This is a genomic window from Vibrio sp. dhg (genome assembly GCF_003443775.1).
Taxonomy (GTDB): domain Bacteria; phylum Pseudomonadota; class Gammaproteobacteria; order Enterobacterales; family Vibrionaceae; genus Vibrio; species Vibrio natriegens.
In genome coordinates, this window is record NZ_CP028944.1 from 662302 (window position 1) to 685962 (window position 23661).

The 23661-nt window shown below is 43.7% G+C and carries 20 protein-coding genes; 12 read left to right on the forward strand and 8 right to left on the reverse strand.

All coding sequences use genetic code 11. The features are described 5' to 3' along the window. Positions 1–12 precede the first annotated feature (12 nt). From DBX26_RS18680 to DBX26_RS18690, 3 genes are all read left to right on the forward strand, one after another. Complete coding sequence (locus DBX26_RS18680; RefSeq protein ID WP_118121232.1) at positions 13–1773, forward strand: type IV secretory system conjugative DNA transfer family protein; 1761 nt, start codon at positions 13–15, stop codon at positions 1771–1773. Then, positions 1763–2296: a conjugal transfer protein TraL gene (locus DBX26_RS18685; protein WP_118120519.1), complete on the forward strand. Its 534-nt coding sequence runs from the start codon at positions 1763–1765 to the stop codon at positions 2294–2296. The genes DBX26_RS18680 and DBX26_RS18685 overlap by 11 nt, the downstream gene beginning before the upstream one ends. 459 nt (positions 2297–2755) lie before the next feature. Continuing rightward, complete coding sequence (locus tag DBX26_RS18690; protein ID WP_118120521.1) at positions 2756–2998, forward strand: PAS factor family protein; 243 nt, start codon at positions 2756–2758, stop codon at positions 2996–2998. A gap of 81 nt (positions 2999–3079) precedes the next feature. Here DBX26_RS18690 and DBX26_RS18695 read toward each other — a convergent pair whose 3' ends face one another. Then, on the reverse strand, positions 3080–5161 hold the full coding sequence (locus DBX26_RS18695; RefSeq protein WP_118120527.1) for a DUF4962 domain-containing protein: 2082 nt from the start codon (positions 5159–5161) through the stop codon (positions 3080–3082). A 431-nt stretch (positions 5162–5592) separates the two neighbouring features. Here DBX26_RS18695 and DBX26_RS18700 point away from each other — a divergent pair, with 431 nt between their 5' ends. Together DBX26_RS18700 and fbp are read left to right on the forward strand one after the other, a co-directional pair. Beyond that, positions 5593–6348, forward strand: a complete 756-nt coding sequence (locus DBX26_RS18700) for an SDR family NAD(P)-dependent oxidoreductase (protein ID WP_118120528.1) — start codon at positions 5593–5595, stop codon at positions 6346–6348. Between the two features lie 166 nt (positions 6349–6514). Continuing rightward, positions 6515–7525 (forward strand): class 1 fructose-bisphosphatase, encoded by a 1011-nt coding sequence (fbp, locus tag DBX26_RS18705; protein ID WP_118120530.1) that lies wholly within the window; start codon positions 6515–6517, stop codon positions 7523–7525. Between the two features lie 72 nt (positions 7526–7597). On the opposite strand, the gene DBX26_RS18710 is transcribed toward fbp, so the two are convergent. Further along, entirely contained in the window at positions 7598–8065 is a 468-nt protein-coding gene (locus tag DBX26_RS18710) for a YhcH/YjgK/YiaL family protein (protein WP_118120532.1), read from the reverse strand. Positions 8066–8363: 298 nt separating this feature from the next. Between DBX26_RS18710 and DBX26_RS18715 the strand changes: the two genes are divergently transcribed. Then, on the forward strand, positions 8364–9245 hold the full coding sequence (locus DBX26_RS18715; RefSeq protein WP_118120534.1) for an NAD(P)-dependent oxidoreductase: 882 nt from the start codon (positions 8364–8366) through the stop codon (positions 9243–9245). A 259-nt stretch (positions 9246–9504) separates the two neighbouring features. Here DBX26_RS18715 and DBX26_RS25755 read toward each other — a convergent pair whose 3' ends face one another. The 6 genes from DBX26_RS25755 to DBX26_RS18740 form a co-directional block, all read right to left on the reverse strand. Beyond that, a complete protein-coding gene (locus DBX26_RS25755; protein ID WP_301951789.1) occupies positions 9505–9630 on the reverse strand; it encodes a hypothetical protein in 126 nt (41 codons plus the stop codon). Positions 9631–9880: 250 nt separating this feature from the next. Next, on the reverse strand, positions 9881–11638 hold the full coding sequence (locus DBX26_RS18720) for a transporter (protein WP_118120536.1): 1758 nt from the start codon (positions 11636–11638) through the stop codon (positions 9881–9883). Between the two features lie 351 nt (positions 11639–11989). Then, complete coding sequence (gene kdgR / locus DBX26_RS18725; RefSeq protein WP_118120538.1) at positions 11990–12772, reverse strand: DNA-binding transcriptional regulator KdgR; 783 nt, start codon at positions 12770–12772, stop codon at positions 11990–11992. A gap of 134 nt (positions 12773–12906) precedes the next feature. Next, positions 12907–13530 (reverse strand): bifunctional 4-hydroxy-2-oxoglutarate aldolase/2-dehydro-3-deoxy-phosphogluconate aldolase, encoded by a 624-nt coding sequence (locus DBX26_RS18730; RefSeq protein ID WP_118120540.1) that lies wholly within the window; start codon positions 13528–13530, stop codon positions 12907–12909. A 76-nt stretch (positions 13531–13606) separates the two neighbouring features. Next, complete coding sequence (locus DBX26_RS18735; protein ID WP_118120543.1) at positions 13607–14539, reverse strand: sugar kinase; 933 nt, start codon at positions 14537–14539, stop codon at positions 13607–13609. 12 nt (positions 14540–14551) lie between these two features. Beyond that, positions 14552–14887 (reverse strand): cupin domain-containing protein, encoded by a 336-nt coding sequence (locus DBX26_RS18740; protein WP_118120545.1) that lies wholly within the window; start codon positions 14885–14887, stop codon positions 14552–14554. A gap of 384 nt (positions 14888–15271) precedes the next feature. Between DBX26_RS18740 and DBX26_RS18745 the strand changes: the two genes are divergently transcribed. The 6 genes from DBX26_RS18745 (at position 15272) to DBX26_RS18770 (ending at position 23409) form a co-directional block, all read left to right on the forward strand. Next, positions 15272–17455, forward strand: a complete 2184-nt coding sequence (locus tag DBX26_RS18745; protein ID WP_118120546.1) for a heparinase II/III family protein — start codon at positions 15272–15274, stop codon at positions 17453–17455. Beyond that, positions 17455–19638: a heparinase II/III family protein gene (locus DBX26_RS18750; protein WP_118120548.1), complete on the forward strand. Its 2184-nt coding sequence runs from the start codon at positions 17455–17457 to the stop codon at positions 19636–19638. The genes DBX26_RS18745 and DBX26_RS18750 overlap by 1 nt, the downstream gene beginning before the upstream one ends. Before the next feature lie 342 nt (positions 19639–19980). Beyond that, on the forward strand, positions 19981–20454 hold the full coding sequence (locus tag DBX26_RS18755; protein ID WP_118120550.1) for a hypothetical protein: 474 nt from the start codon (positions 19981–19983) through the stop codon (positions 20452–20454). Between the two features lie 21 nt (positions 20455–20475). Next, complete coding sequence (locus DBX26_RS18760; protein WP_118120552.1) at positions 20476–21402, forward strand: tripartite tricarboxylate transporter substrate binding protein; 927 nt, start codon at positions 20476–20478, stop codon at positions 21400–21402. 63 nt (positions 21403–21465) lie between these two features. Continuing rightward, a complete protein-coding gene (locus DBX26_RS18765) occupies positions 21466–21909 on the forward strand; it encodes a tripartite tricarboxylate transporter TctB family protein (protein WP_118120554.1) in 444 nt (147 codons plus the stop codon). 9 nt (positions 21910–21918) lie between these two features. Beyond that, the gene (locus DBX26_RS18770) at positions 21919–23409 is read left to right on the forward strand and encodes a tripartite tricarboxylate transporter permease (RefSeq protein ID WP_118120556.1); all 1491 of its coding nucleotides are present in this window, start codon (positions 21919–21921) and stop codon (positions 23407–23409) included. Positions 23410–23661 lie beyond the last annotated feature (252 nt).

Here is a 23661-nt window from a genome sequence, read left to right on the forward strand (position 1 = left end):
GCATGGTTCTCAATGTTCCTTTTTTTTACCCTGCTGTGCTTTATTGGTGGTTTGTATGGCGGCAGCGCTGCCTATTACAAGCTCACCAGTATCTCGTTAGATCACCTGACTTATCACAGCCTCTTTGACCAGTGGCAAGCCTACAGCCACAACCCTGAAATCAAGAAATTCCTAGTGATAGGTGTGACAGTCAGTATTGCCATTACTTTACTCCCGACACTGATAGCTATCGTGATCGCCATTGCGAGCCAAAAGAGAGAAGAGATCCACGGTAGTGCGAAGTTTGCGACCGATAAGGATTTGGTGAACTCCGGCCTTTTCCCTAACCCCAAAGCCAAAAACAGGAAACCGAGCATCCTATTAGGCAAGATGCCAAAGGGACGCTTCAAAGGGCGCTTCATCGAGCTTGCGAGCTCACAGTTTGTCGAAGTACCAGCCCCAACACGAAGTGGTAAAGGGGTTGGCATCGTTATTCCTAACTGTGTGACTTACCCTGACTCACTGGTTTGCGTAGACATTAAATTCGAGAACTTAGTGAAAAGTGGTGGGTTTCGCCAACAGTGTGGCCAAGATGTTTTCATGTTTGCGCCTGATGGTTTTGCGGTAGATGAGCAAGCTCGAGAGCGCGAAGAGCTGCGCACCCACCGCTGGAACCCCTACGACTATGTTCGCCGGAGCCAAATATTTCGGGTGGGTGATGTGCTGAATATTGCTAACAGCTTATACCCAGTTTCTGGGGATAAGAGTGATATTTGGAATGAACTGGCAGGTAAATTGTTTAAGGGGATCAGTTGTTGGATGCTCGATACGGAGTCCATCACAGGTATCACGCCCTCTTTGCCTTACGTGCTGAATCTTGGCGGCATCGATGGCGGCCTTAGAGCTTGGATGCGCCGAGAGCTAAAAAATGACTACATCTCGGACGATGCGCGTTTTGAGTTCAATAACAGTTTATCGATGGCCGAAGAGACGTATTCGAGCGTCGAAAGTAACCTGCTCAGTCCATTGGCTATATTCAGCGACCGCGTCACAGCGGCAGCGGTTAGCGGCTCTGATTTTGATTTTCGTGAACTTCGCAAGAAGCGAATGACCATCTATGTTGGTTGTCAACCTGCCAACCTCAAAAACTTTGGCAAGCTGTTCAACTTGTTCTTCGAACAGCTAATTTCAGAAAACACCCGCACCCTACCAGAGCATGACGACACCCTGAAATATCAGTGTTTGGGACTGCTCGATGAGTTCACCGCCCTTGGCCGAGTGAAACAAATCGAAAAAGCGATCAGCTATACCGCAGGTTATAACCTGCGATTTCTGACCATTTACCAAGACGAAGGCCAGCTCGAAGAAGTCTATGGCCGAGAGAACGCGAAGAACATTCGTAAGAACCACGGCGTCAAGGTGGTCTACCCACCGAAAGAAGTGGACGAAAACGTTCGTCTGCTCTCTGACACCTTGGGTACTAAAACAGTGAAAAAGCGTAAAGTCAGCCGCAGTACGGGCAAGAGTTCAAGCCGAACGACCAGTGAAGATGAGCTTAAACGCCCGTTGATGATGCCGCATGAAATCGTTGAGCTTGGCTTTGAAAAGCACCCGAAAGCAAAAGACCTCGGCATCAAGATACTGATTTTAAAAGAGAACCAACGTCCCTTCATCGCAGAGAAAATCATTTACTTTGAAGAGCCGGTGTTCGCGGAACGAGTGAAATATTCCGAGGCGAATATCCCTGAAATCCCTCTCCTTAACTTACATCGAGGAACCTCGCATGAAACATAAACTCTTTATGGCCGCTATCACAGCGGCTTTTTTATTACCTGTTCAACCCACATACGCCGCAAGCGACGATGAATGTGCGATTTGGCTCTGCCTGCCTGCGGGCTTTCCCAGTGGTTGCAGTAGCGCTAAGAAAGCGTTCGTTAAGCGGATCAAAAAGTTTAAGCCCCCATTACCGAACTTCGCATCCTGCTTGTTCTCAGGTGATGTACCTCATGGCAGCCCTAACGGTTCAGATATGAGCGCAAAAAATGGCCTTGCGGCTTACATCCCTCCACAAAAAGTCTGTGTTCGGTGGCACGAGCGAAATGATTGGCGTCAATGCACAAAGTACGACATTGAACCAAGCAAAATCATTGAGGGTACGAGTTGCCGCATCAGTGGTAAAGAAGGCATAAGAAGCCCGAAATACTGCTCTCGCACCATTCGTTATGTCACAACCTATATCGATGGCCAACCATACGGTGAAACGCACTATTTTGATACCTCCGGAAACACCTATTCCGCAGGATTAACGGCGCTCTAGGAGGCATTATGATTGTTTATATCGTGGAGAAGCCTACACTCACTAAGCCATCTTTGAAGGGGTAGGAGGTCACCTACAAAGACAATGAGGGGAATGGTTTCTATAAACACAAACTCTCCAATCTCGAGCAAAACGGTGCATACTCAGTTGCGTTCAATTGAGGGCGAAGCATAGAAGAAATGCATTGGCGTTAATTGAGCTAAAGCCCCGTCGTAAAAGACTTTATGAAACACTTGCAGTAGAGGTTTCTACTCGACCAGTGGTTAGTTAGCAGTTCAGCTTCACTTCATCAAGCAGAGATTTTGAAGAACTTCACTTATTGAACTTAGCTATCCACTTTCTAGTAAACAGAATCCACAATAATTCAAATAATGTAATATTGTATGATTTAAGTCCCATTAAGATATTATTCTTTGAGTATAATTAGCATACCCCCAACTAACTACACTCAAGACAACCATGGAACAAACTCGCGATATAATTTATTCTACATTACAAAACCTTATCGAAAACGCTCCTGAACAGCATGCACGAATTCGACAAACACTCTATGAACAACTAAAACTCCCTTTTGAAAAGCAACTTGCTCTGTACAACAACATACTAGGTCCTGTAAGCGCAGGTCGATTAGGAAGTGATAATCTGAGGCAGACCGTAGACTTAGCTTTAGAAGTTCTGAAAGCCCCTCAGTCTTCGCTTTAATACACAACTTGCTCTATTCAAGACAGAATAAATAAAAAAACCCAGCCGAAGCTGGGTTAATTATTTTGAAGAAACAGTCAATTATGACAAATTAATTTCTACGGCTTCACCATCCACTGTCAGAAGCAAGACGTTACCTTCCAGCTTATAAAAAACTTCAACTTGCTCACCCTCGTTCTTGTTAGGAACAAGAAGAGTTAGGATGTTGTGCTCTTTAGACGGCTTAAATTGCACTTCAACATGACGGTGGATTTCTAAGTCTTTGTATTCATACGGGTCAACATCGCCGAAGCCTTCAACGTTCTTCACAGAGACAATGCTATCAGCAGACTCGTTGATAAAGTTCACATCTAGATGCGCTTTTTCTCCTCGAATAGTAAACGACTTATCCGCCACTTCGTTTGTAAACGTTGTATGCATCAACCACGTCATGTCTTTCTCTTCAGAAAGCGTCGCCTTGTCTTGCATTACAAAGACTTTACCTTGAACAAACCAGATCTTACGCTTGTAAGATTCGATTTCAGGAACGAAGTGCTTGTAAGATGCTGTTGCATCACCTTCAACCATCTTGACATCAGATTCAGTATCGTAGTCCGTGATATTACCACCCGCTTCGATACAGAAACGGTCTTGGTGTTTTTCGTAGCCTGTATTTTTGTTCTCGCCGTACTGACCTTTACCACCAAATAGAGGTAAGTTTTTAGAGAACGTTTGGCGACGCCACTTCGTATGCATATCTACACCGAAGCCGCCGTAATAGCCGGTGATCGCCGCTAACGTTTCACCGAAGGCATGTAACGTAAATGCGTTTTGATCACCGTGTGAGTGACTGATAGAACCAAACGGAGAGCACTTGAACACCATGTGGATGTGGTTATCACGCTCAGTCATCTTGTTGTGGAATGCAGCCCAACCTGTGATTGGGAATACTTTTAACAACGGATCGTTTGACGGCGCATGCTCCTCTGGGGCATCCCAAAGAATGTTAAAGCGTAGATCGTCGTAGCCAAAATCCCACCAGCCAAAGTTGTAAAATTTAGTGTGTGCTTCAGTATCGCGACCTTTAAGTTGATTGTAGTACCAAACATACTCCGGCTTCTGGTTAACACCTGCGTAATGCTTGATGTTGTAAGCCAACTTCAGACCTGGGAAATCACCGATGGATGACTGATCACAGAAGCTTGCGCGCCTAGAGTGAACAGGCATGCAGTAGAGTGGGAAATCACCGGTGTTCTCGTAGAAAGTTTTGTTGAACATGTCTACGCCGCAGTAAGCTTTTAAGAGGTCAAAAGCTTCACCCAGGAAAGCTGTTTGTGTATTCCAGTAGTCAGGGCCTTCTGCCCAACCGCCATCTTCTCCGCCCCATGGTGGGTAATGAACAGCGTAATATTCTAAGGCGTATGCGATGTATTCGCCCGCTTTCGGGTGATCGTGGTAAAGTGCAATACACGTTGGGATGATAGCAGAAGAAATAGAACGAACACCGTGACTGTTCAGTGGGTTGTTCAGTAGATCAACCGTCACTTTCAGGTGGTGCATGATTTCGTCCAGACGAGTGACTAGTGCATTTTGAACTTGCTGGCGCTCTTCATCGGTAAAGTAAGCATGTAGCCAATCGTAACCCCATGCCATAGCAGCAATAACACGGAATGCCGCTTCGTCATTGTAACCACGAGACGTGACGCCTTCAGGATCGTAAGTCGACAGCTTCAGAGTCCATGCTTTGGCTTTCGCAATCAGCGCTTCATCTTCTTTAACGATTCCGGCAATAGCCAAGTTACGAGTCGCGTTAAGCGCCATCTGGCAATCAACATACATTTGACGCCAGTAAGGACGCCATAGAGAAGCTTTTCCGACTGTCTCTTCTGGGTAAGGCTTTGGCTCTTCATACGGTTCAGTGTCAAGAAATTTAACCGTGGAATTATTATAGAAATCGTCGAACATACAGTGAGACGCATCAGCCTGTACTTTCGCTTTAAATTCTTCAAGCTGTTCCGCTTGGACTAGAAGGCGTGGACGAGCTTCACTCAAGGTGTCTAGAAATGACAGATCGAATTCGCGTTTTTGTACTTCGATAGGCAATAAGTCAACAAGGTTTCCAGCTGATGTATCATTCTCCAGCTTTATTTTTCTAATAGCGTCAAGAGACTTTTGGTTGCTCATTTGAACTCTCTTTGTGTAAATAGTAGAGGAATGCCCAGAATATAGATCTTATTGTAGTACAAATAAACCTTTAAAATCTCAAATGACCTTTTTTTGTCATTTCCGTGACATGAATCTTATAGCTAAACAACTCTCCCATCCGGTATACCGTTCATTCAATACCTACTTCAATTTGACCTAGACTGTATTTATAGCGTCATAGTAGTCATCAGCCCAGCATGCCTGTGCCCTGATTAGATACACACTAAGCAGACCGAAGAAGGCATCTATGGCATTACCACTGATATTCGTCAGTACAAAAAGAAAGTACGTGACTTGTATCTCATTACAGGCGATTTTCTATTTATTAAATTAATTTGTATTACAATAATACCCTAAATAAAGAGTAAGAAGACTCCTTATCAATTCAACAAACATGAGAGAACACCATTATGTCTACTAAAATTGCATTTATCTCCGGTGGTACAGGCGGCATCGGTTTCCAAGTTGCGAAACGTCTTGGTCAAGATGGGTACATCGTCATTCTTAACGGTATCGAAGATGCAAAAGGTACCGAGTGTGTCGCTCAACTTTATAATGCAGGGATTAAAGCTGAATACTATGGTTTTGACGTGACTGATGAACATGCTGTCAATGAAAACATCAATGCTATCGGTGAAAAGTACGGCAAAATTGACGTTATCGTTAATAACGCAGGTGGTCTTGGCGGCCGCAGCCCAATTGAAGGTATGGAAACAGAATTTTTCCGCAAAGTTATGGCGTTAAATCTTGATAGTGCTTTCTTCGTATCACGTGCAGCGATTCCGTTCCTGAAAAAGTCTGATAACGCGTCAATCATCAACTTCACTTCAAACGCCGCTTGGAATGCAGGTGGTCCAGGCGCTGGTATTTACGGCACTTCAAAAGCGGCTGTTCATACGTTAACTCGCGCTTTAGCTAAAGAGTTAGCTCCGGCTGGTATTCGTGTTAATGCCGTATCTCCGGGCACTATCGATACACCATTCCATGCGCAAATCAAAGCAACTAAGCCTGAAGTATTCGCTTCTTGGGCAGACAGCATCATGCTTGGTCGTTTGGGTCAACCAGAGGAAGTGGCTTCTGCTATCTCTTTCCTGGTAAGTAAAGATGCATCATTCATTACTGCAGAAACACTGCAAATTGGTGGCGGTCAGGCTTTAGGTATCTAACCTCACTAAGGTTCAAAATCTTCAAAGCCGCGGCAACTTAGCTGCGGCTTTAATTTATGGCACCAACATTCATGCCGTCAGCTTGTACTCTAGAAAATCTTCCCCAATAAGCAGTACAACAACACAACTTATAAGCTCTTCTTTATTAAATGATTAAGGAAACACCATGTCCGCAATGCGTCCTTTAGGAGAATTCATCGTTGAGAAACAAGCAGATTTTCCCGCTGCGAATGGCGAGTTGTCGTCATTGCTCTCTTCTATCAGCCTCGCGGCTAAAATCGTAAACCGAGAGATTAACAAAGCTGGTTTAGGTGATATTACCGGTGCGATTGGTAGCGATAATGTTCAAGGCGAAGCCCAACAAAAACTCGATGTTTATGCCAATGAGCGATTTAAAACAGCATTAGAAGTACGAGGACAGGTATGCGGTGTTGCCAGTGAGGAAGAAGATGAAGCGGTCATTTTCAGTAATCAGCTGAATACAAATGCCAAATATGTCGTTCTCATTGATCCCCTTGATGGCTCATCCAATATAGACGTTAATGTTTCGGTCGGGACTGTTTTTTCTATCTACCGTCGTTTATCAGCGACAGGTTCACTTCCAACACAAGAGGACTTTCTGCAGCCAGGTCACAAACAGGTGGCAGCCGGATATGTGATCTATGGTTCGTCAACGATGCTAGTTTACACAACAGGAAATGGCGTCAACGGTTTCACCTATGAGCCCTCACTAGGCACGTTCTACCTTTCCCATGAAAACATCAAAACCCCGAAAAATGGTCATTGTTATTCGGTAAATGAAGGCTATTACACCCGCTTCCCCCTCGGTGTAAAAAAATACATTAAATACTGTCAGGATATCGTGCCCCAAGAAGGACGACCTTATACCTCTAGATACCTCGGTTCACTGGTATCCGATTTTCACCGCAATCTACTAAAAGGTGGTATCTACCTCTACCCGGGAACGCTTACCCATCCAAAAGGAAAATTGCGCCTTCTATATGAATGTAACCCCATAGCATTCTTGATGGAACAAGCCGGAGGACAGGCTTCGGATGGTGCTAATCGCATAATGGATCTTAAGCCAACTGAGCTACATCAACGTGTACCCTTCTTTGTTGGCTCAACAGAGATGATTAAAAAACTGGAAGAGTTTCTGGCTAACCATCCAGAGTAAGATTTATGTGTTAACTACAGATTTAAAAAGCCCTAAACATGAGGGCTTTCATTAAACTCTGACGAAGTATGCCTACAGAAAATCTTTGTGAATTTTAACAATCACTTTTTTGACGCTCGCAGGCTTTGCATCTACTGCAACTAACGGCCTGTGCGGCTGACCCGGGTAAAAGACCACAAACTCATTTGAGGATACTTTGACAAATTGTTCATTGATAACCTTCTCGCTGAACGCAACATCTTTATCATCAAGCAGATCTTCTTCTACACCCTCAAACTGTTGGGTGCTGTATCCAAACACCTCTTCGCCCTCTAGCAAAATTTGAACATCTATGTAATCACGGTGAATTTCTGAACGACGGGACTCTAATAATTGAGTACTGTCATCCACAACCATAAAGAAGACGTCATCTTCGGTAATGACATATTTACCGATTGGCAGAGGGAATCGAATCCGCTCTTTCACATCAAGAATGATTTCTCTTAACTTTGGCGAAAGAGAGAAGGTGAAATCCAGTTGAGTTAAATTTCCAATATACATAAGTGACCAGCCATTATTCAAAAAACCTTATTGTATTACTATTTTAAGGATTCACAAAGAGACATTAAACACAAATTAAGCAAGTCGATTCACCAGCCACTAAAATAATTTACGGTTAATGTTGTATCATTTATGCATGTAACTATCTGATCTACAATAGAGCTACTCTAACCTAACTCTCAGTTTGAAGAAAAACTGTGGCCTAAGCCCGAATGGTCGTAAATTCCCATTGCAAAATTCCTAATAGTGATTATTATTGGGACTATAAAATCATACAATAAGATATTTGGAGTTCAAAATGACTAAACCTGTCATTGGTTTCATCGGCTTAGGCTTGATGGGCGGAAATATGGTTGAAAACCTACAAAACCGTGGTTACGAAGTTAACGTAATGGATCTTAATAAAGATGCAGTTGCCGCAGTTTTGGCTCGTGGTAACGCTTCTGAAGCGGCTTCTGGTAAAGAGCTAGCTGAAAAAAGTGACATCGTGATGCTTTGCCTAACAACTTCAGAGGTTGTTGAAAAAGTTGTTTACGGTGACACTGGTATCCTGGCGGGCATGTCTGAAGGAAAAACATTAATCGACTTCGGTACATCAATTCCTGCTTCTACGAAGAAAATCGGCGCTGACCTTTCAGCAAAAGGCGCAGGCATGATCGATGCGCCTCTTGGCCGCACTCCTGCTCACGCTAAAGATGGTCTACTTAACATCATGGCAGCTGGCGACATCGAAACGTTCAACAAAGTGAAGCCTGTACTGGACGAGCAAGGTGAAAACGTATTCCACCTAGGCGCACTAGGTTCAGGCCACGTAACCAAGCTTGTGAACAACTTCATGGGTATGACAACTGTTGCAACTATGTCTCAGGCGTTCGCTGTTGCTAAACGTGCAGGCGTTGACGGCCAACAACTATTCGACATCATGTCAGCAGGCCCATCTAACTCTCCATTTATGCAGTTCTGTAAGTTCTACGCAGTAGATGGCGAAGAAAAACTTGGCTTCTCTGTTTCAAATGCAAACAAAGACTTAGGCTACTTCCTTGCTTTATGTGAAGAGCTAGGTACTCAATCTCTTATTGCTGAAGGTACATCTAAGAGCCTACAAGCAGCGGTTGATCAAGGCCTTGGCCAAAACGACGTACCAGTGATCTTCGACTACTTCACTGCTCTTAAAGCTTAATTAAGCGTTAAGTCGTTAACAAATTAAAAAAGCCTGTTTCCAGAGTACGGAGTCAGGCTTTTTTATGTTTATGCACACTTTATATTTTCATACCAAAATGGTGACCGTCAGGCATCTCTATATCAATACGTAATTGCCCTCCAAGAGCTTCTACGCACCATTTAGGTAAAAGCAGCTTAATGTCTTTTCCATTCTTTTCCAAACTCGCAACCGTCGACTGCTATATGCCCAATGCTATAGCAACTGGGGCTTAAGACATTTACACGCTACGACGTATTTTGGCGGGGTTTAACTCTAACAACATCTCAGCGGTTCGTTGCTGTGCTAACTTCAACTTTTCTTGCTTCATGAGTTCATCAAGTACGTTTAGTGGCTGACGTTTCATTGTCTAACTCCCTAAATGCTCTGCCAAAATTGACTCTATGCGAATAGCCGAAATTTGTCTAGGAGATCGGTGGCAGTCCATTTCCAACAGAATACAGTCCAAAAAACCCATAGCACATAACCAGTACTTAATATTCAAACATCCATCGTATTTCTGGCTATTACGACACCTTCAGTACTCAAACACAAAATCCCACAATGAAAAATACATTGTGGGATTTTTATTGACTCAAATTGAGCGTATAGCAGTACTAGTTATTGGTATCTGCTAACTTTGCACTCTTTGGGTTTCGTGCTGCGTTGACCAGCAGTACACCGACCGAGAGAACGATCGCACCGCACAAGATAAACAGTAGTCGACCCGTTGGTTCGTTTGGAATCAGCGCCATTGCAAGAATACCGAAGCCCGCTACGCTGATAAGCTTACCAAGCATGCCGCGCTGTTTTGTATCTAAGTGTTGCTGTTCTTCACTGTCTGCCACAACCGGTGTGTTCCAGTTCTCAAATAGCTTCTCCACTTCCGCTTCACGCTCTGGCGAACGACCTTTGTAAACTAAAGTGGTTGCTAGGAAGAAGCCAGCTGTAAACACAACGTGTGCAGCCAAACTCAAGCCGACTTTCAAGTCTGCCCATTCACGGCCTGTCAGTGTTTGTTCTAAGCCAAATAGATGCTCAACATCCTCAGCTTGTATAGAGATACCAAAGACGTAAGAAACGAAACCACCAACGATTAGAGTAACCCAACCCGCCCAGTCTGGCGTTTTACGAACCCACATACCAAGTAGTACTGGAATCAGCATAGGGAATCCAATCAAGGCACCAACGTTCAATACGATATCAAATAGACTTAGATGGCGTAAGGAGTTAATAAACAGACCAATACCAATGATAATAATGCCCATCATTATTGTGGTGACTTTACTGATGATCACTAGCTCTTTTTGAGACGCATGCGGTCGCAGTATTGGACTGTAGAAGTTCATCACGAAGATACCTGCGTTACGGTTTAGTCCCGAGTCCATCGAAGACATAGTCGCCGCAAACATTGCCGACATCAACAAACCCACCATACCCGCTGGCATCACGTTTTGTACGAAAGCAAGATACGCGGCATCACCACCAACCGAACCGTATTGTTCAGCGAAATCTGGCATAAATGCTGCTACATACCAAGGTGGTAAGAACCAGATGATCGGCCCAACGATCATCAACACACATGCGAGACCCGCTGCTTTACGCGCGTTTTCACTGTCTTTTGCACATAAGTAGCGGTATGCGTTAATGCTGTTGTTCATCACGCCAAATTGCTTAACGAAGATAAAGACGATCCAAAGGATAAACACGCTCACGTAGTTCAGGTTATTGCCCAGCATGAAGTCGCCTTGGAAATTATCCACAATATTCGTGATACCACCACCGTGAAAGTAAGCCGCAACAGCACAGGTAATAGTTACCGCCATGATAACCAGCATTTGCATAAAGTCAGATGCAACAACCGCCCAAGAACCACCAGTTACTGCCATTAGCATTAGCACCAGGCCAGTCACAACAATTGTCGCTTCCATTGGGATGTTGAATACTGCCGCAACAAAGATAGCGAGACCGTTCAGCCAAATACCTGCGGAAATCAAGCTGTCTGGCATGCCCGCCCATGTAAAGAATTGCTCAGATGTCTTACCAAAGCGCTGACGAATAGCTTCTATTGCCGTAACAACGCGAAGTTGACGGAACTTAGGTGCGAAGTAGATATAGTTCATGAAGTAGCCAAACGCATTGGCTAGGAATAGGATTACAACAACAAAACCGTCGTTGAATGCGCGTCCTGCGGCACCTGTAAACGTCCATGCTGAAAACTGCGTCATGAAGGCGGTTGCACCAACCATCCACCACAACATTTTGCCACCCCCACGGAAGTAGTCACTGGTTGATGTTGTGAATTTACGGAACATCCAACCAATAGCTACTAAAAAGAAGAAGTAGGCAAGAACAACAAGCGTATCAATAGTCATTTTTTCAGCCTTAAAAGTTTATTTGTTTCTGGCGGCTAATGTACTCCACTCGCACACCTATTTGTACTACAATATGCTTTAATTGTGATCTAAAACAAAGGTTGTCAAAATTTTAAAATAATAGAAATCCCTTTAAATTACTATACTAAGACTGTATCGTTCCGTTTAACTTATTTGAAAGCTTTGATTTATTGTAATACAAATAAATGTTGGCAATTTCTTCAAAAAACAAAAATCACGCCCCTTTTCAAGATCTAAAAAGCGAGCTCTAAAGCTCGCTTTCATAACTGTGCCAATCACTTAAGTGCCAGAAAATGATTTCACGGTTCATTATTGATGCTGAGTTACTTCTTATATCGGATAATTGTGATATCCAAGCTCTTTTGAAATATTCTTACCTGCAGTCTGCAATAGGCCAACATAATACGACTTACGTTTTTCATCAAAACGAATGGTTGGCAGAGAGAGCGATAATCCTGCAACAATGCTGCCTAAACGATCGTACACCGGTGCGGCAATACACCGTAAACCAGGTTCTTGTTCTTCGTTATCTTCTGCGTAGTGCTGTTCACGAACACGCTCGAGTTCGGCAAAGAGTTGTTCAACATTTTCCAGCGTTTTTTCAGTGTGCTTAACAAATTTAACGTCTTTAAGAACTTCACGAATAATCATTTCATCACGACCAGACAGCAGGACCTTACCAATACCTGTACTATACAGTGGGTTTTTGCGCCCAATGCGAGATTGCATACGCAGGTTGAAGTCTGAGTCTATCTTATGAATATAAATAATTGCGTTTTCATCCAGTACACCTAAATGTAACGCTTCGTGGGTTTGTTCTGAAATCGCACGCATTTCTTTATCAGCAATAGAGACAAGATCCTTATACTCAAGTGACTTAGATCCAAGCTCAAATAAGCGTAATGTAAGATAATATTTGTCCCACTCGCCATCTTGACCAACATAACCGAGTGTTTTTAAGGTTTGAAGAAATCGATAAGTGGTTGCTTTAGACATCATCAAACGCTGTGACAATTCAGCTAGACCAATTTCTTTTTGCTCACTCAATAAATTTAAGATATTAAAAACTTTTAATATCGAAGAAACGGGTTCCGGTTGTCTTGAATTTTGCATTTATATCAACCCTCTCTCGATTATTTTTATTATTGCTAGGAACTAACACCTAAGGTGCTAGTTCCCTGAAACCAACATTTTGATATGCTCGTTTTCTTTTTCTCTTAGCTCATATTCGCCGAAAGGTGAGATGATTATGCTACGTGCGCCACGGCATCACGAACCAGTGTACCGAGCTCATCCCATTTACCTTCATCGATCAGTTTCGTTGGTACCATCCAAGTACCACCACATGCTAACACTGAAGGAATCGACAAATACTCATCAACGTTACCCAAACTTACGCCACCAGTCGGCATAAACTTAACAGGATAAACAGCAGTCAACGCTTTAAGCATGCCTACGCCGCCTGAGGGTTCAGCTGGGAAGAATTTCAATGTGCGAAGTCCCATTTCCATGGCCTGTTCAACTAGGCTTGGGTTATTCACTCCCGGTACAATCGCAACATTTTTATCGATACAGTACTGAACGGTACGAGGGTTAAAACCAGGGCTGACGATAAAATCCACACCTGCTTCAACCGCTTGGTCTACCTGCTCATTGGTGAGAATAGTCCCAGCGCCGATTAGCATTTGCGGAAATTCGTCACGCATAGCACGGATGGCTTCAGCAGCACAATCTGTACGGAACGTGATTTCTGCACAAGGCATTCCGTTCTCAACTAGAGTACGACCCAAAGGAATCGCATCTTCTGCTTTGTTGATTGCAATAACAGGAATTACTTTTAAATTCGCTAGTTGTTCGTTTAAGGTCGTCATAATAATGTACTCGTAGTTAACAGAGTTTAATAAGTGACTACGGCCATAAGGTTTCACTCATCTGGCCGCAACTAAATTAGAAATGAAGTGTTGGCATAACTTCTTGTGGAATAATCGCACCTTTATGCTGAATTACCGTACCAGCCATACAATGGCCTGAATACGCTGCATCAACCGCACTGCCACCAGTAAGTCGCTTCGCCAGAAAGCCCGCACTGAATGAATCGCCTGCTGCCGTAGTATCAACAACATTATCTACTTTATCCGGAGCAACATACTTCGCTTCACCGTCAGCAATCACTAGGCAGTCTTTACTGCCTCGTTTGATTATGATTTCTTTTACTCCGGCTGCCGATGTCCTTTCGATACACTGTTCAAGATCCCGATCACCAAACAGCGATTGTTCATCTTCAAAAGTTAATAGGGCGATATCCGTAAACTGAAGAACCTTAAGGTACCAGGACATCGCAGATAATTGGTTATGCCACAATTTAGGACGATAGTTATTATCGAAAATGACCTGACCACCTTGAGCTTTAAAGCGCGTTAGGAAGTCAAACAGCTGAGTTTTACCTTCATCAGTTAAAATCGCTAACGTAATACCGCTTAGGTAGACTGCATCATACGAAAATAAACTATCAACCAAAGCCGGAGATTCGTTCTGTTCAAACAAAAACTTAGCGGCAGCATCATTACGCCAGTAATGGAAGTAACGCTCACCAGTATCATCGGTTTCGATGTAGTAAATACCCGGTTGTTTTTCATCAACTTTTAGTACAAGACTTGTGTCAATGCCTTCCTCTTGCCAAGCTGACAGCATTTGCTTACTAAAAGGGTCATTACCTAATGCCGTCACATAGCTAGTCTTGACGGGATAATTTTTCGTTAAGCGAGCTAGATAAAGAGCGGTATTTAGTGTGTCGCCGCCAAATGTTTGTTGAATCTGGCCATCCTTGTTTTGCAATTCAACCATACATTCGCCAATAACCGCGATATTCAAGTTTTTCATTTGCTTACCTTGTTATTTAAGGAAGTCTTCACGCGCAGGGTTGAAGATATCCAGAAGAATGCTGTCTTGTTCTAAAGCAACCGCACCATGCATCATATGTTTACGTGCAAAGTACGCGTCTCCTTCTTTAAGGATTTTTTTCTCACCTTCAATTTCAGCTTCAAAGCTACCACGAACAACATAACCAATTTGGTCATGGATTTCGTGAGTATGAGGCGCACCAATGGCACCTTTATCGAAACATAAGTGGACCGCCATCAAATCATCCGTGTACGCTACAATTTTACGTTTGATACCACCGCCTAGCTCTTCCCACGGGTGCTCATCTAATACAAAGAAAGAATTCATTGTCATGCTCCTAACAGTCTTTATTAACGCCAACCCTTATCACTCATTAGTGTCGCTTTAAAAAAAACAAGTCTTCAGAGTGAAGCTACCGGGCTGCTAAATTGATAACTAGCATACCTCAGCATGACAATTTGTCATACAATATTGCCAAATTTATGTGATGTTAATCATATATAAACGAAAGAAAGTTACTTAAAAATTCAATTAAAAAATTGAATTAACATTAGATGAAGCATATTTATTCCTTTAAAAACAAAAATATAAATAAAATCGCGTGATATCTATCTACCTTTTCAACCCACCCACTACCAACAAACCTAATATTGTATTACTTTATTAGCCAGTTAAAATAGCTAACTCACTTCATTTGATGGTGGTAAAGAAATGACTACACAACCGATTTTGTTGACTGAAAAAGAAGTCGAACAACTTAGAAAGGAAGTCGGCAAACCGAGCCTAATGGGTAAAACAATCGAAGCAAATCGTAGGCAGGTCGATGCTTTTATGCGTTTGCCATTAGATGTTCCTGGCCATGGAGAGGCTGGCGGCTACGAGCATAACCGCCACAAGCAAAATTATACCTACATGAATCTAGCTGGTCGCTTATTCTTAATCACGCAAGACGAAAAGTACGCTCAATTTGTGAAAGATCTTCTCTCGCTCTATGCAGAAAAGTACCTGACGTTCGATTTCCATATTCAGAAAAACACCAACCCAACTGGTCGTCTTTTCCATCAAATCCTTAATGAACATTGCTGGTTATTGTTTACCAGTCTCGCATACTCTTATGTGGCGTCGACTATGACCGAACAAGAACGTAGCACAGTTGTTGAGCGCATCTTTGAGCCTATGCTCGACATGTTTACCGTGAAATACGCACACGATTTCGATCGCATTCACAATCATGGTATTTGGGCAGTTGCTGCCGTTGGTATTTGTGGTTTGGCGATTGGTAAACGCGAATATCTAGAAATGTCTGTTTATGGCATCGATAGAAATAACACTGGCGGCTTCCTAGCACAGATTTCGCAACTGTTCGCTCCGTCGGGTTATTACATGGAAGGCCCGTACTATCATCGATACGCAATTCGTCCTCTGTGTGTATTTGCAGAAGTGATTAACCGCCATATGCCAGAAGTGGATATCTTTAATTACAAACACAAAGTGATCGGTAATACGATACAAGCACTGCTAGCTACCGCCTACCCTAACGGCGAGTTTCCAGCACTCAACGATGCTTCACGCACTATGGGTATCACCGATATAGGTGTGCAAGTTGCCGTAAGCATTTATAGCCAGCACTATGGTTTGAACGACAATATTTTAGGCATGGCGAAGATCCAAAACGCGGTATGGATGCACCCATGTGGCCTTGAACTATCACAAGCTTATGAGAAAGCAAGCGCAGAACGCGAAATCGGTCTACCTTTCTGGCCAAGTGTCGAACTTAACGAAGGCCCTGAAGGCAATAACGGCGCGCAAGGCTTTATCCGCATGCAAGATAAGACGGGCGATGTTTCTCAACTCGTGATGAACTACGGCCAACACGGTATGGGACACGGTAACTTCGATACACTCGGGATTAGTTTCTTTAACCGTGGACAAGAAGTATTGCGAGAATATGGCTTCTGCCGTTGGGTAAACGTAGAGCCAAAATTTGGTGGTCGTTACCTTGACGAGAACAAATCATACGCGCGTCAGACTATCGCTCACAATGCAATCACTATTGATGAGCAATGCCAAAACGGCTTTGATGTGGAACGTGCCGATGCAGTACACGGCTTGCCACATTTCTTCAAAGTCGAAGGCTCAGAAATGAATGGTATGAGCGCCTTTGCTAACGATCATTACCCAAATACAGATATGCAACGCAGCGTATTTCTTCTCAACCTTGAAGAGTTAGAAGCGCCATTGCTGCTTGATCTTTATCGCGTTCAAGGGGAAGGTGAACACCAATACGATTACTCACATCAATATGATGGTCAGATCGTACGAACCAACTTCGAATACCAAAGTTTTGCAGAGTTGAGTACGCTTGGTGAGCATTTCGGTTACCAACATCTTTGGAAAGTTGCGAGCGGAAAAGTACAAGACGCCGCACTGGTTAGTTGGCTACAAGGCAACACTTACTACACTTGGTTAGGCACAAGCAGCAATGCTCAATCCAGCAACGACAATGAAGTTATTTTCACTCGCACTGGAGCAAATGACCCTAGCTTTAACTTACGTAGTGAACCAGCATTCATCCTGCGCAGCCAAGGGGAGTCAACCCTGTTCGCATCTGTGCTAGAAACACATGGTTACTTTAACGAAGAATTTGAGCAATCTGTCAACGCACGCGGCCAAGTGAAAGACATTCATGTCGTCGGCTACAACACCGTAGGCAGCATTGTAGAAATCACAACAGCAAACTCATTGGTCACAGTAATGATCAGCAATGTATTAGGTGCAGACGAGCAAACCCCGCACCAAGTTGAAATTAACGGTAAAACATACAGCTGGAATGGCTTCTACGCGCTTGAAGTGACCGCAGTAGAAACAAATACATTCGAGCAGGAGAAACACTAATGAGCACTCAAACCAAGTCTTACCAACCGCTGTTATTAAACTTTGAAGAAGCGGCAGAGCTCAGCAAAACTCTAGGCACAGATAGCTTGTTAGGGAAAGCCTTAGCTCGTGATATCGCACAGACAGACGCTTACATGGCAGAAGTCGGCATTGAGGTTCCGGGGCACGGTGAAGGTGGTGGTTACGAGCATAACCGCCACAAGCAAAACTACATCCACATTGACTTAGCGGGTCGCTTGTTCCTGATTACAGGTGAACAAAAATACCGTGACTACATCGTGGACATGCTGACTGCATACGCTAAGATCTACCCAACGCTAGAAAGCAACACCAGCCGCGACACTAACCCTCCGGGTAAGATCTTCCACCAGACTCTTAACGAAAACATGTGGATGCTGTATGCGTCATGTGCGTACAGCTGTATTTACCACACGTTAGCAGAAGAGCAGAAATCACTGATCGAAAACGATCTGTTCAAACAGATGATTGACTTGTTTGTGGTCACTTACGGTCACGACTTCGACATCGTTCACAACCACGGGTTGTGGGCGGTAGCGGCAGTCGGCATTTGTGGTTATGCGATTAACGATCAGGAATCGGTAGATAAAGCCCTTTACGGCTTGAAACTGGACAAAGTCAGCGGTGGCTTCCTAGCCCAATTAGATCAACTGTTCTCGCCAGATGGCTACTACATGGAAGGTCCGTATTATCACCGCTTCTCATTGCGTCCAATTTACCTGTTCGCAGAAGCAATTGAACGTCGTCAGCCAGAACTAAAAATTTACCAATTTAACGATTCGGTGATCAAAACCACGTCTTATGCAGTATTTAAAACTGCATTCCCAGACGGCACTTTGCCAGCTCTGAACGATTCATCAAAGACGATCTCAATCAATGATGAAGGCGTGATCATGGCAACATCGGTCTGTTTCCATCGTTACGAGCAATCTGAAACACTACTCGGCATGGCAGACCACCAGCAAAATGTGTGGGTGCATATATCAGGTAAGACTTTGTCTGATGCGGTTGCAGCAACCGATAATATCAAGCCATTCAACTGGGGCAGTCTGTTTGTTACCGACGGTCCAAAAGGTGAAAAAGGCGGCGTGAGCATTCTTCGCCATCGCGACGAGCAAGACGGCAATAGCGCAACCGCAGATACCATGGCATTGATTTGGTTTGGTCAGCACGGCAGTGATCACCAGTACCACTCAGCGTTGGATCACGGTCATTATGACGGCTTACATCTAAGCGTATTTAACCGTGGCCATGAGGTGCTGCACGATTACGGCTATGGTCGCTGGGTTAACGTTGAGCCTAAATTTGGTGGCCGCTACATTCCTGAAAACAAATCTTATTGTAAACAAACCGTTGCACACAACACGGTCACAGTTGACCAAAAAACACAAAACGAATTCAACACTGCCCGTGCAGAAAGCAAGTTTGGTGCGAAGCACTTCTTCAACGTAGACAACGAGAAATTGCAAGGCATGAGTGGCCGTATTTCGGGTTACTACGACAATGTTGATATGCAACGCAGCATTATTTTGGCTGATCTGCCTGAGTTCGAAAAGCCATTGATCATTGATGTTTACCACATCAAAGCCGATCAAGAGCACCAGTACGATCTCCCTGTACACTACTCTGGTCAAATCATGCGTACAGACTTCGACTATCAAGTTGAAAGCACACTGCGTCCTATGGGTGCAGATAACGGCTATCAACACTTGTGGAACCTGGGTTCAGGAAAAGTCGAAGGCAGTTCATTAGTAAGCTGGCTACACGATAACAGCTACTACTCCTTGATTACCAGCGCGACCAATGGCGGAGAAGTCTTCTTCACTCGTACTGGTGCGAACGATCATGATTTCAACTTGAAAAGCGAGCCTGCACTAATTATTCGCCAATCCGGACAAAATCATGTGATTGCGTCTGTACTAGAAACACACGGCTACTTTAACGAATCGATTGAAGCATCCGTCGGCGCTCGTGGCCTAGTGGAATCTGTAAACGTAGTTGGAAGCAACGACGTAGCAACCGTGGTTCGCCTGCATACCACCACAGGCAACACGTACCACTTCGCAATTTGTAACTTAGATGAAGATAAACAGAACACGACGCACAGCGTAGAGTTCGGCGGTGTGACTTATACTTGGGAAGGCGCATTCGCACAAATTAGCTAGCTCGCACTTGCGGACTAATTAATGTAAAAAATCGGGAACTAAGACCAAAGCCGGACATGAAGTCCGGCTTTTTATTTAAGTCTTTTTGCTCAAAATACAGTAAATGTACAATTCGGTACATCTATCATTCAATATCATTTATTAACGCTACTTCTGTCACTCCAAAACTTTGATCTACCCCGCATGATCTGGGCATTTTAACCACATAAATTAGACTTCCCGCACTGTTCGACTTCAACGATAGTGATCTACACATCAGAACTTCGCAATCCAGTTTTACATAGATAAATCATACAATATTATTTGTATTGTAAGTTCAGGTAAGAACGAAGGAAAATATCGATGAAAAGCCATATCGAAATTGCGAAGGACGCTGTTGACCTAGTGCTTCCTTCCATCGAAAAGTTGTTTGAGCGAACTAACCGTAAGGAATTGCACATTGTCATTATGGATCCTCGGGTTAAACCTTGGGAATCTTCTTTTGATAGTGCCATTCTGTACCAAACTTCTTTAGGTTCACCACAAGATTGGACCATCCCATTTGATGAGTTTGCCAGAAACAAAGCCCAACAAGCTTGGCGAAACTCACGACCAAATATTCACAACCAAACACAACAAACTTCGTCACTTCGTGAAGGAGATTTGCTGTTCTTTGGTTCCTTTGTACACGGCGATATCGTTGTCGCATGTAGTGGCGTAGAACAATGGTATGACATGCTGGTTTCAGGATGGATTGCCGTTGCCTTCGAGCAACTCTGCATGAGTGAATATCAAAACAATAAAATCAATAACCCTACACAATCTCATAGAAACTAACGGAAACAAAAGGTCGATACCATGAATAAACTTCTTAAGTCTTTACTTTTCTCAGCAGGTATTCTGGCTTCTGCAACTTCAGTCGCTGCAGACTACCCTAGTAAAAATATTCGTCTCGTTGTTCCTTTTGGTGCTGGCGGCGGTACAGATGCCGTCGGTCGAACGTTAGCGAATTCAGCAAAGGACATTCTGGGCCAAAACATTGCGGTGATGAACCGTACGGGTGGTGCAGGTGCGGTAGGCATGAGTTTTGGCGCACAACAACGTCCTGATGGTTACACACTGACGGTGGTAACACGTGAAATCGCGTCTTTGCCTCAAATGGGCCTAATGCAACACGACGCATCTGATTTCAAACTCATCCGCTTGGTCAACTTAGATCCTGCTGTGGTATTGGTTCATAAAGACAGCCCTTATAACACCATCAATGATTTGATTGCAGAAGCGAAAAAAGGCGATGGCATCGTGAAATTCGCCTCCACTGCGGCGCCAAACTTCTACCTAATGGCGTTAGAAAAAGACCAAAAGATTAAACTCAATGCTATTCCTTACAACGGTGCCTCTGAAGCAATTCCATCAGTACTGGGTAATCATACCGATGTCACTATGGTTACGCCTGGGGAAGCCATTTCTCAATTACGTTCCGGGCAACTCAAAGCACTCGGTGTAATGTCTGAAGAACGTATTTCTTACATTCCTGACGTTCCAACCCTGAAAGAGCAAGGCGTAGATGTCGTCACTGGTACATGGCGCGGTATTGGTGCACCGAAAAACACACCAGATGAGGTTATCGAAACACTCGGCAAGGCGTTTGACCAAGCTATGGAATCTGACGAGTTCAAACAGTTTATGGAAAAAGGTGCAATGACTATCCATAACATGAACGCAGAAGAATTCACGAAATTTGTCGAGGAAGACACTAAATCGCTTAGCACGCTAATCAATTAATTTAAGCACTATTGGGAGTACTGAATTGTGGTACTCCCATTTTTGTTGTATCGAGGTGTCGTTATGATCAATCGCAGCGTGATCTTCCCTTCTCTTATTATTGTGCTTAGCGCGATAATTCTGGCAGTAATTTCTCAATTTGAGCAGCCAAGATTTCAAGACGCGAGCGTCAATGCTCAATTTTTCCCTACGGTTATTGTGATAATGCAGATCATCATATGTATTGCATTGCTTGTTCAATACAAACTGAAAAAAATCGAATCCAATGGCCAGCCTATTTTGTCTAAAATGGCATTATTTGGCTTGATATTTCTTTGTTGCTACGCCGTGTTGATCAGCATTATCGGCTATCTGTATGCCAGTCTGATTGCCTTTACGATTTACTTGGTGTTTTTCAAAATAAAGAAACCGCTTTACTACGTCGTTGCTTGGGTGTTTGTTTTTTCCATTTACTATCTATTTGGCGAAGTGTTTTACATCGCACTACCAGATGGTCTGTTTTATTAAGGGGGCGTTATGTTAGAGCATCTCATGAATGGCCTTTTGACCGCCTTTAGCCCTGCGGTACTGCCAGTACTTGTCTTTGGTGTCGTGGGTGGCATCGTCCTTGGGGCATTACCTGGATTAACAGCAACAATGGGTGTCGCAATATTGTTGCCATTTACATTTGGAATGGATTCAACCCCCGCGTTAGTCATGCTGATCGGCGTGTATATTGGCGGTATTTATGGTGGTTCGATTGCTGCAATACTTCTAAAGACACCCGGTACGCCAGCTTCTGCCGCAACCGTATTAGATGGGCATACGCTCGCCGCAAAAGGTCAAGCGGCAAGAGCCTTAAGTATCTCTGCCGTCGCATCATTTGTCGGTGGGTTAATCAGTACTATTGTTCTGATCGCCATTGCTCCATTGCTTGCAAACTTTGCGCTGCGCTTTAACGCGCCAGAATACTTTGCTTTGGCTCTCTTTGGCTTAACTATTATTGCCAGTGTGTCAGCGCAAAATATTCTTAAAGGCTTGCTCGCGGGTACCATTGGTTTGCTTGTTTCAACTGTTGGCCTTGATCCGATTAGTAGTGTACCGCGCTTCACCTTTGGCATGATGGATCTTTACAGTGGCGTCAATGTGATTCCGGTGTTAATTGGTTTATTTGCTTTATCCGAAGCCATTAACCAAATAGAAAAGCTACTGACTGAAAAGCGTGCAGAAATTCCTAAATTCGACCACAAGCTACTCAGTAAGAAAGATTTGAAAGAGATGATGCCGACTGCGATTAAAAGTGGTGTTCTTGGTACATCTATCGGTTCGGTTCCCGGTGCGGGTGCTGATATTTCAGCGTTTGTTTGTTACAACGAAGCAAAGCGCGCGTCTAAAAACCCAAGTGAATTCGGTCAAGGCTCTGTAAAAGGCTTAGCTGCAGCAGAAGCAGGTAACAACGGAGTTACCGGTGGTTCTTTAGTACCATTGCTTACGCTTGGTGTACCTGGGGATGCGGTTGCTGCCGTTCTACTCGGCGCGTTGATCGTTCAGGGCCTGACTCCGGGGCCACTGTTGTTTGCACAAAACCCTGATGTGGTTTACGGTGTGTTTAGCTCTATGCTGGTAGCCAACATCGTGATGCTCATCGTCGGATTAATTGGTATTCGCTTCTTTTGCCGCATCATTGAAGTTCCTAAAATATTGATGATCCCTATCATCATCTTCCTGTCAGTCGTTGGCGCTTATGCGATCAACAACTCGATGTTTGATGTCGGCATTGCTATAGTGTTTGGTTTTCTGGGATTTGTTTTAGGCAAGATGGACATTCCATCATCACCTATTTTGCTGGCAATCATACTAGGACCGATGGCGGAGACAAACCTACGAAAAGCGCTACTAATGTACGATAATTCGTGGTCATTTTTGTATGAACGACCAATTGCATTAGCCTTTATGGCCCTCGCCGTATTCTCTGTATTTTCAACCATTAAGATGAAAAACAAGGCAAAGTTAAAACAGGAATCTTAACGAACGGTTCAACCAAGCTGATGATTTACCCTATGTACGGGTAAATCTAAATAACCACCCTAACCACTCGGGTAAGCATAATTCTGATTGGGCTTACCCTTTTTCTTTGAGCATCACACCGACACTCTCCCCCTCACTGACTGAGACCTACCTAACATTTTAATGACGAAAAAGCACTCAAATGATGCGCTTAAAGCTTATAGTGATATTGTATTACAAATAAGACGACGTAATTAAAGATGCTGTCTTAAT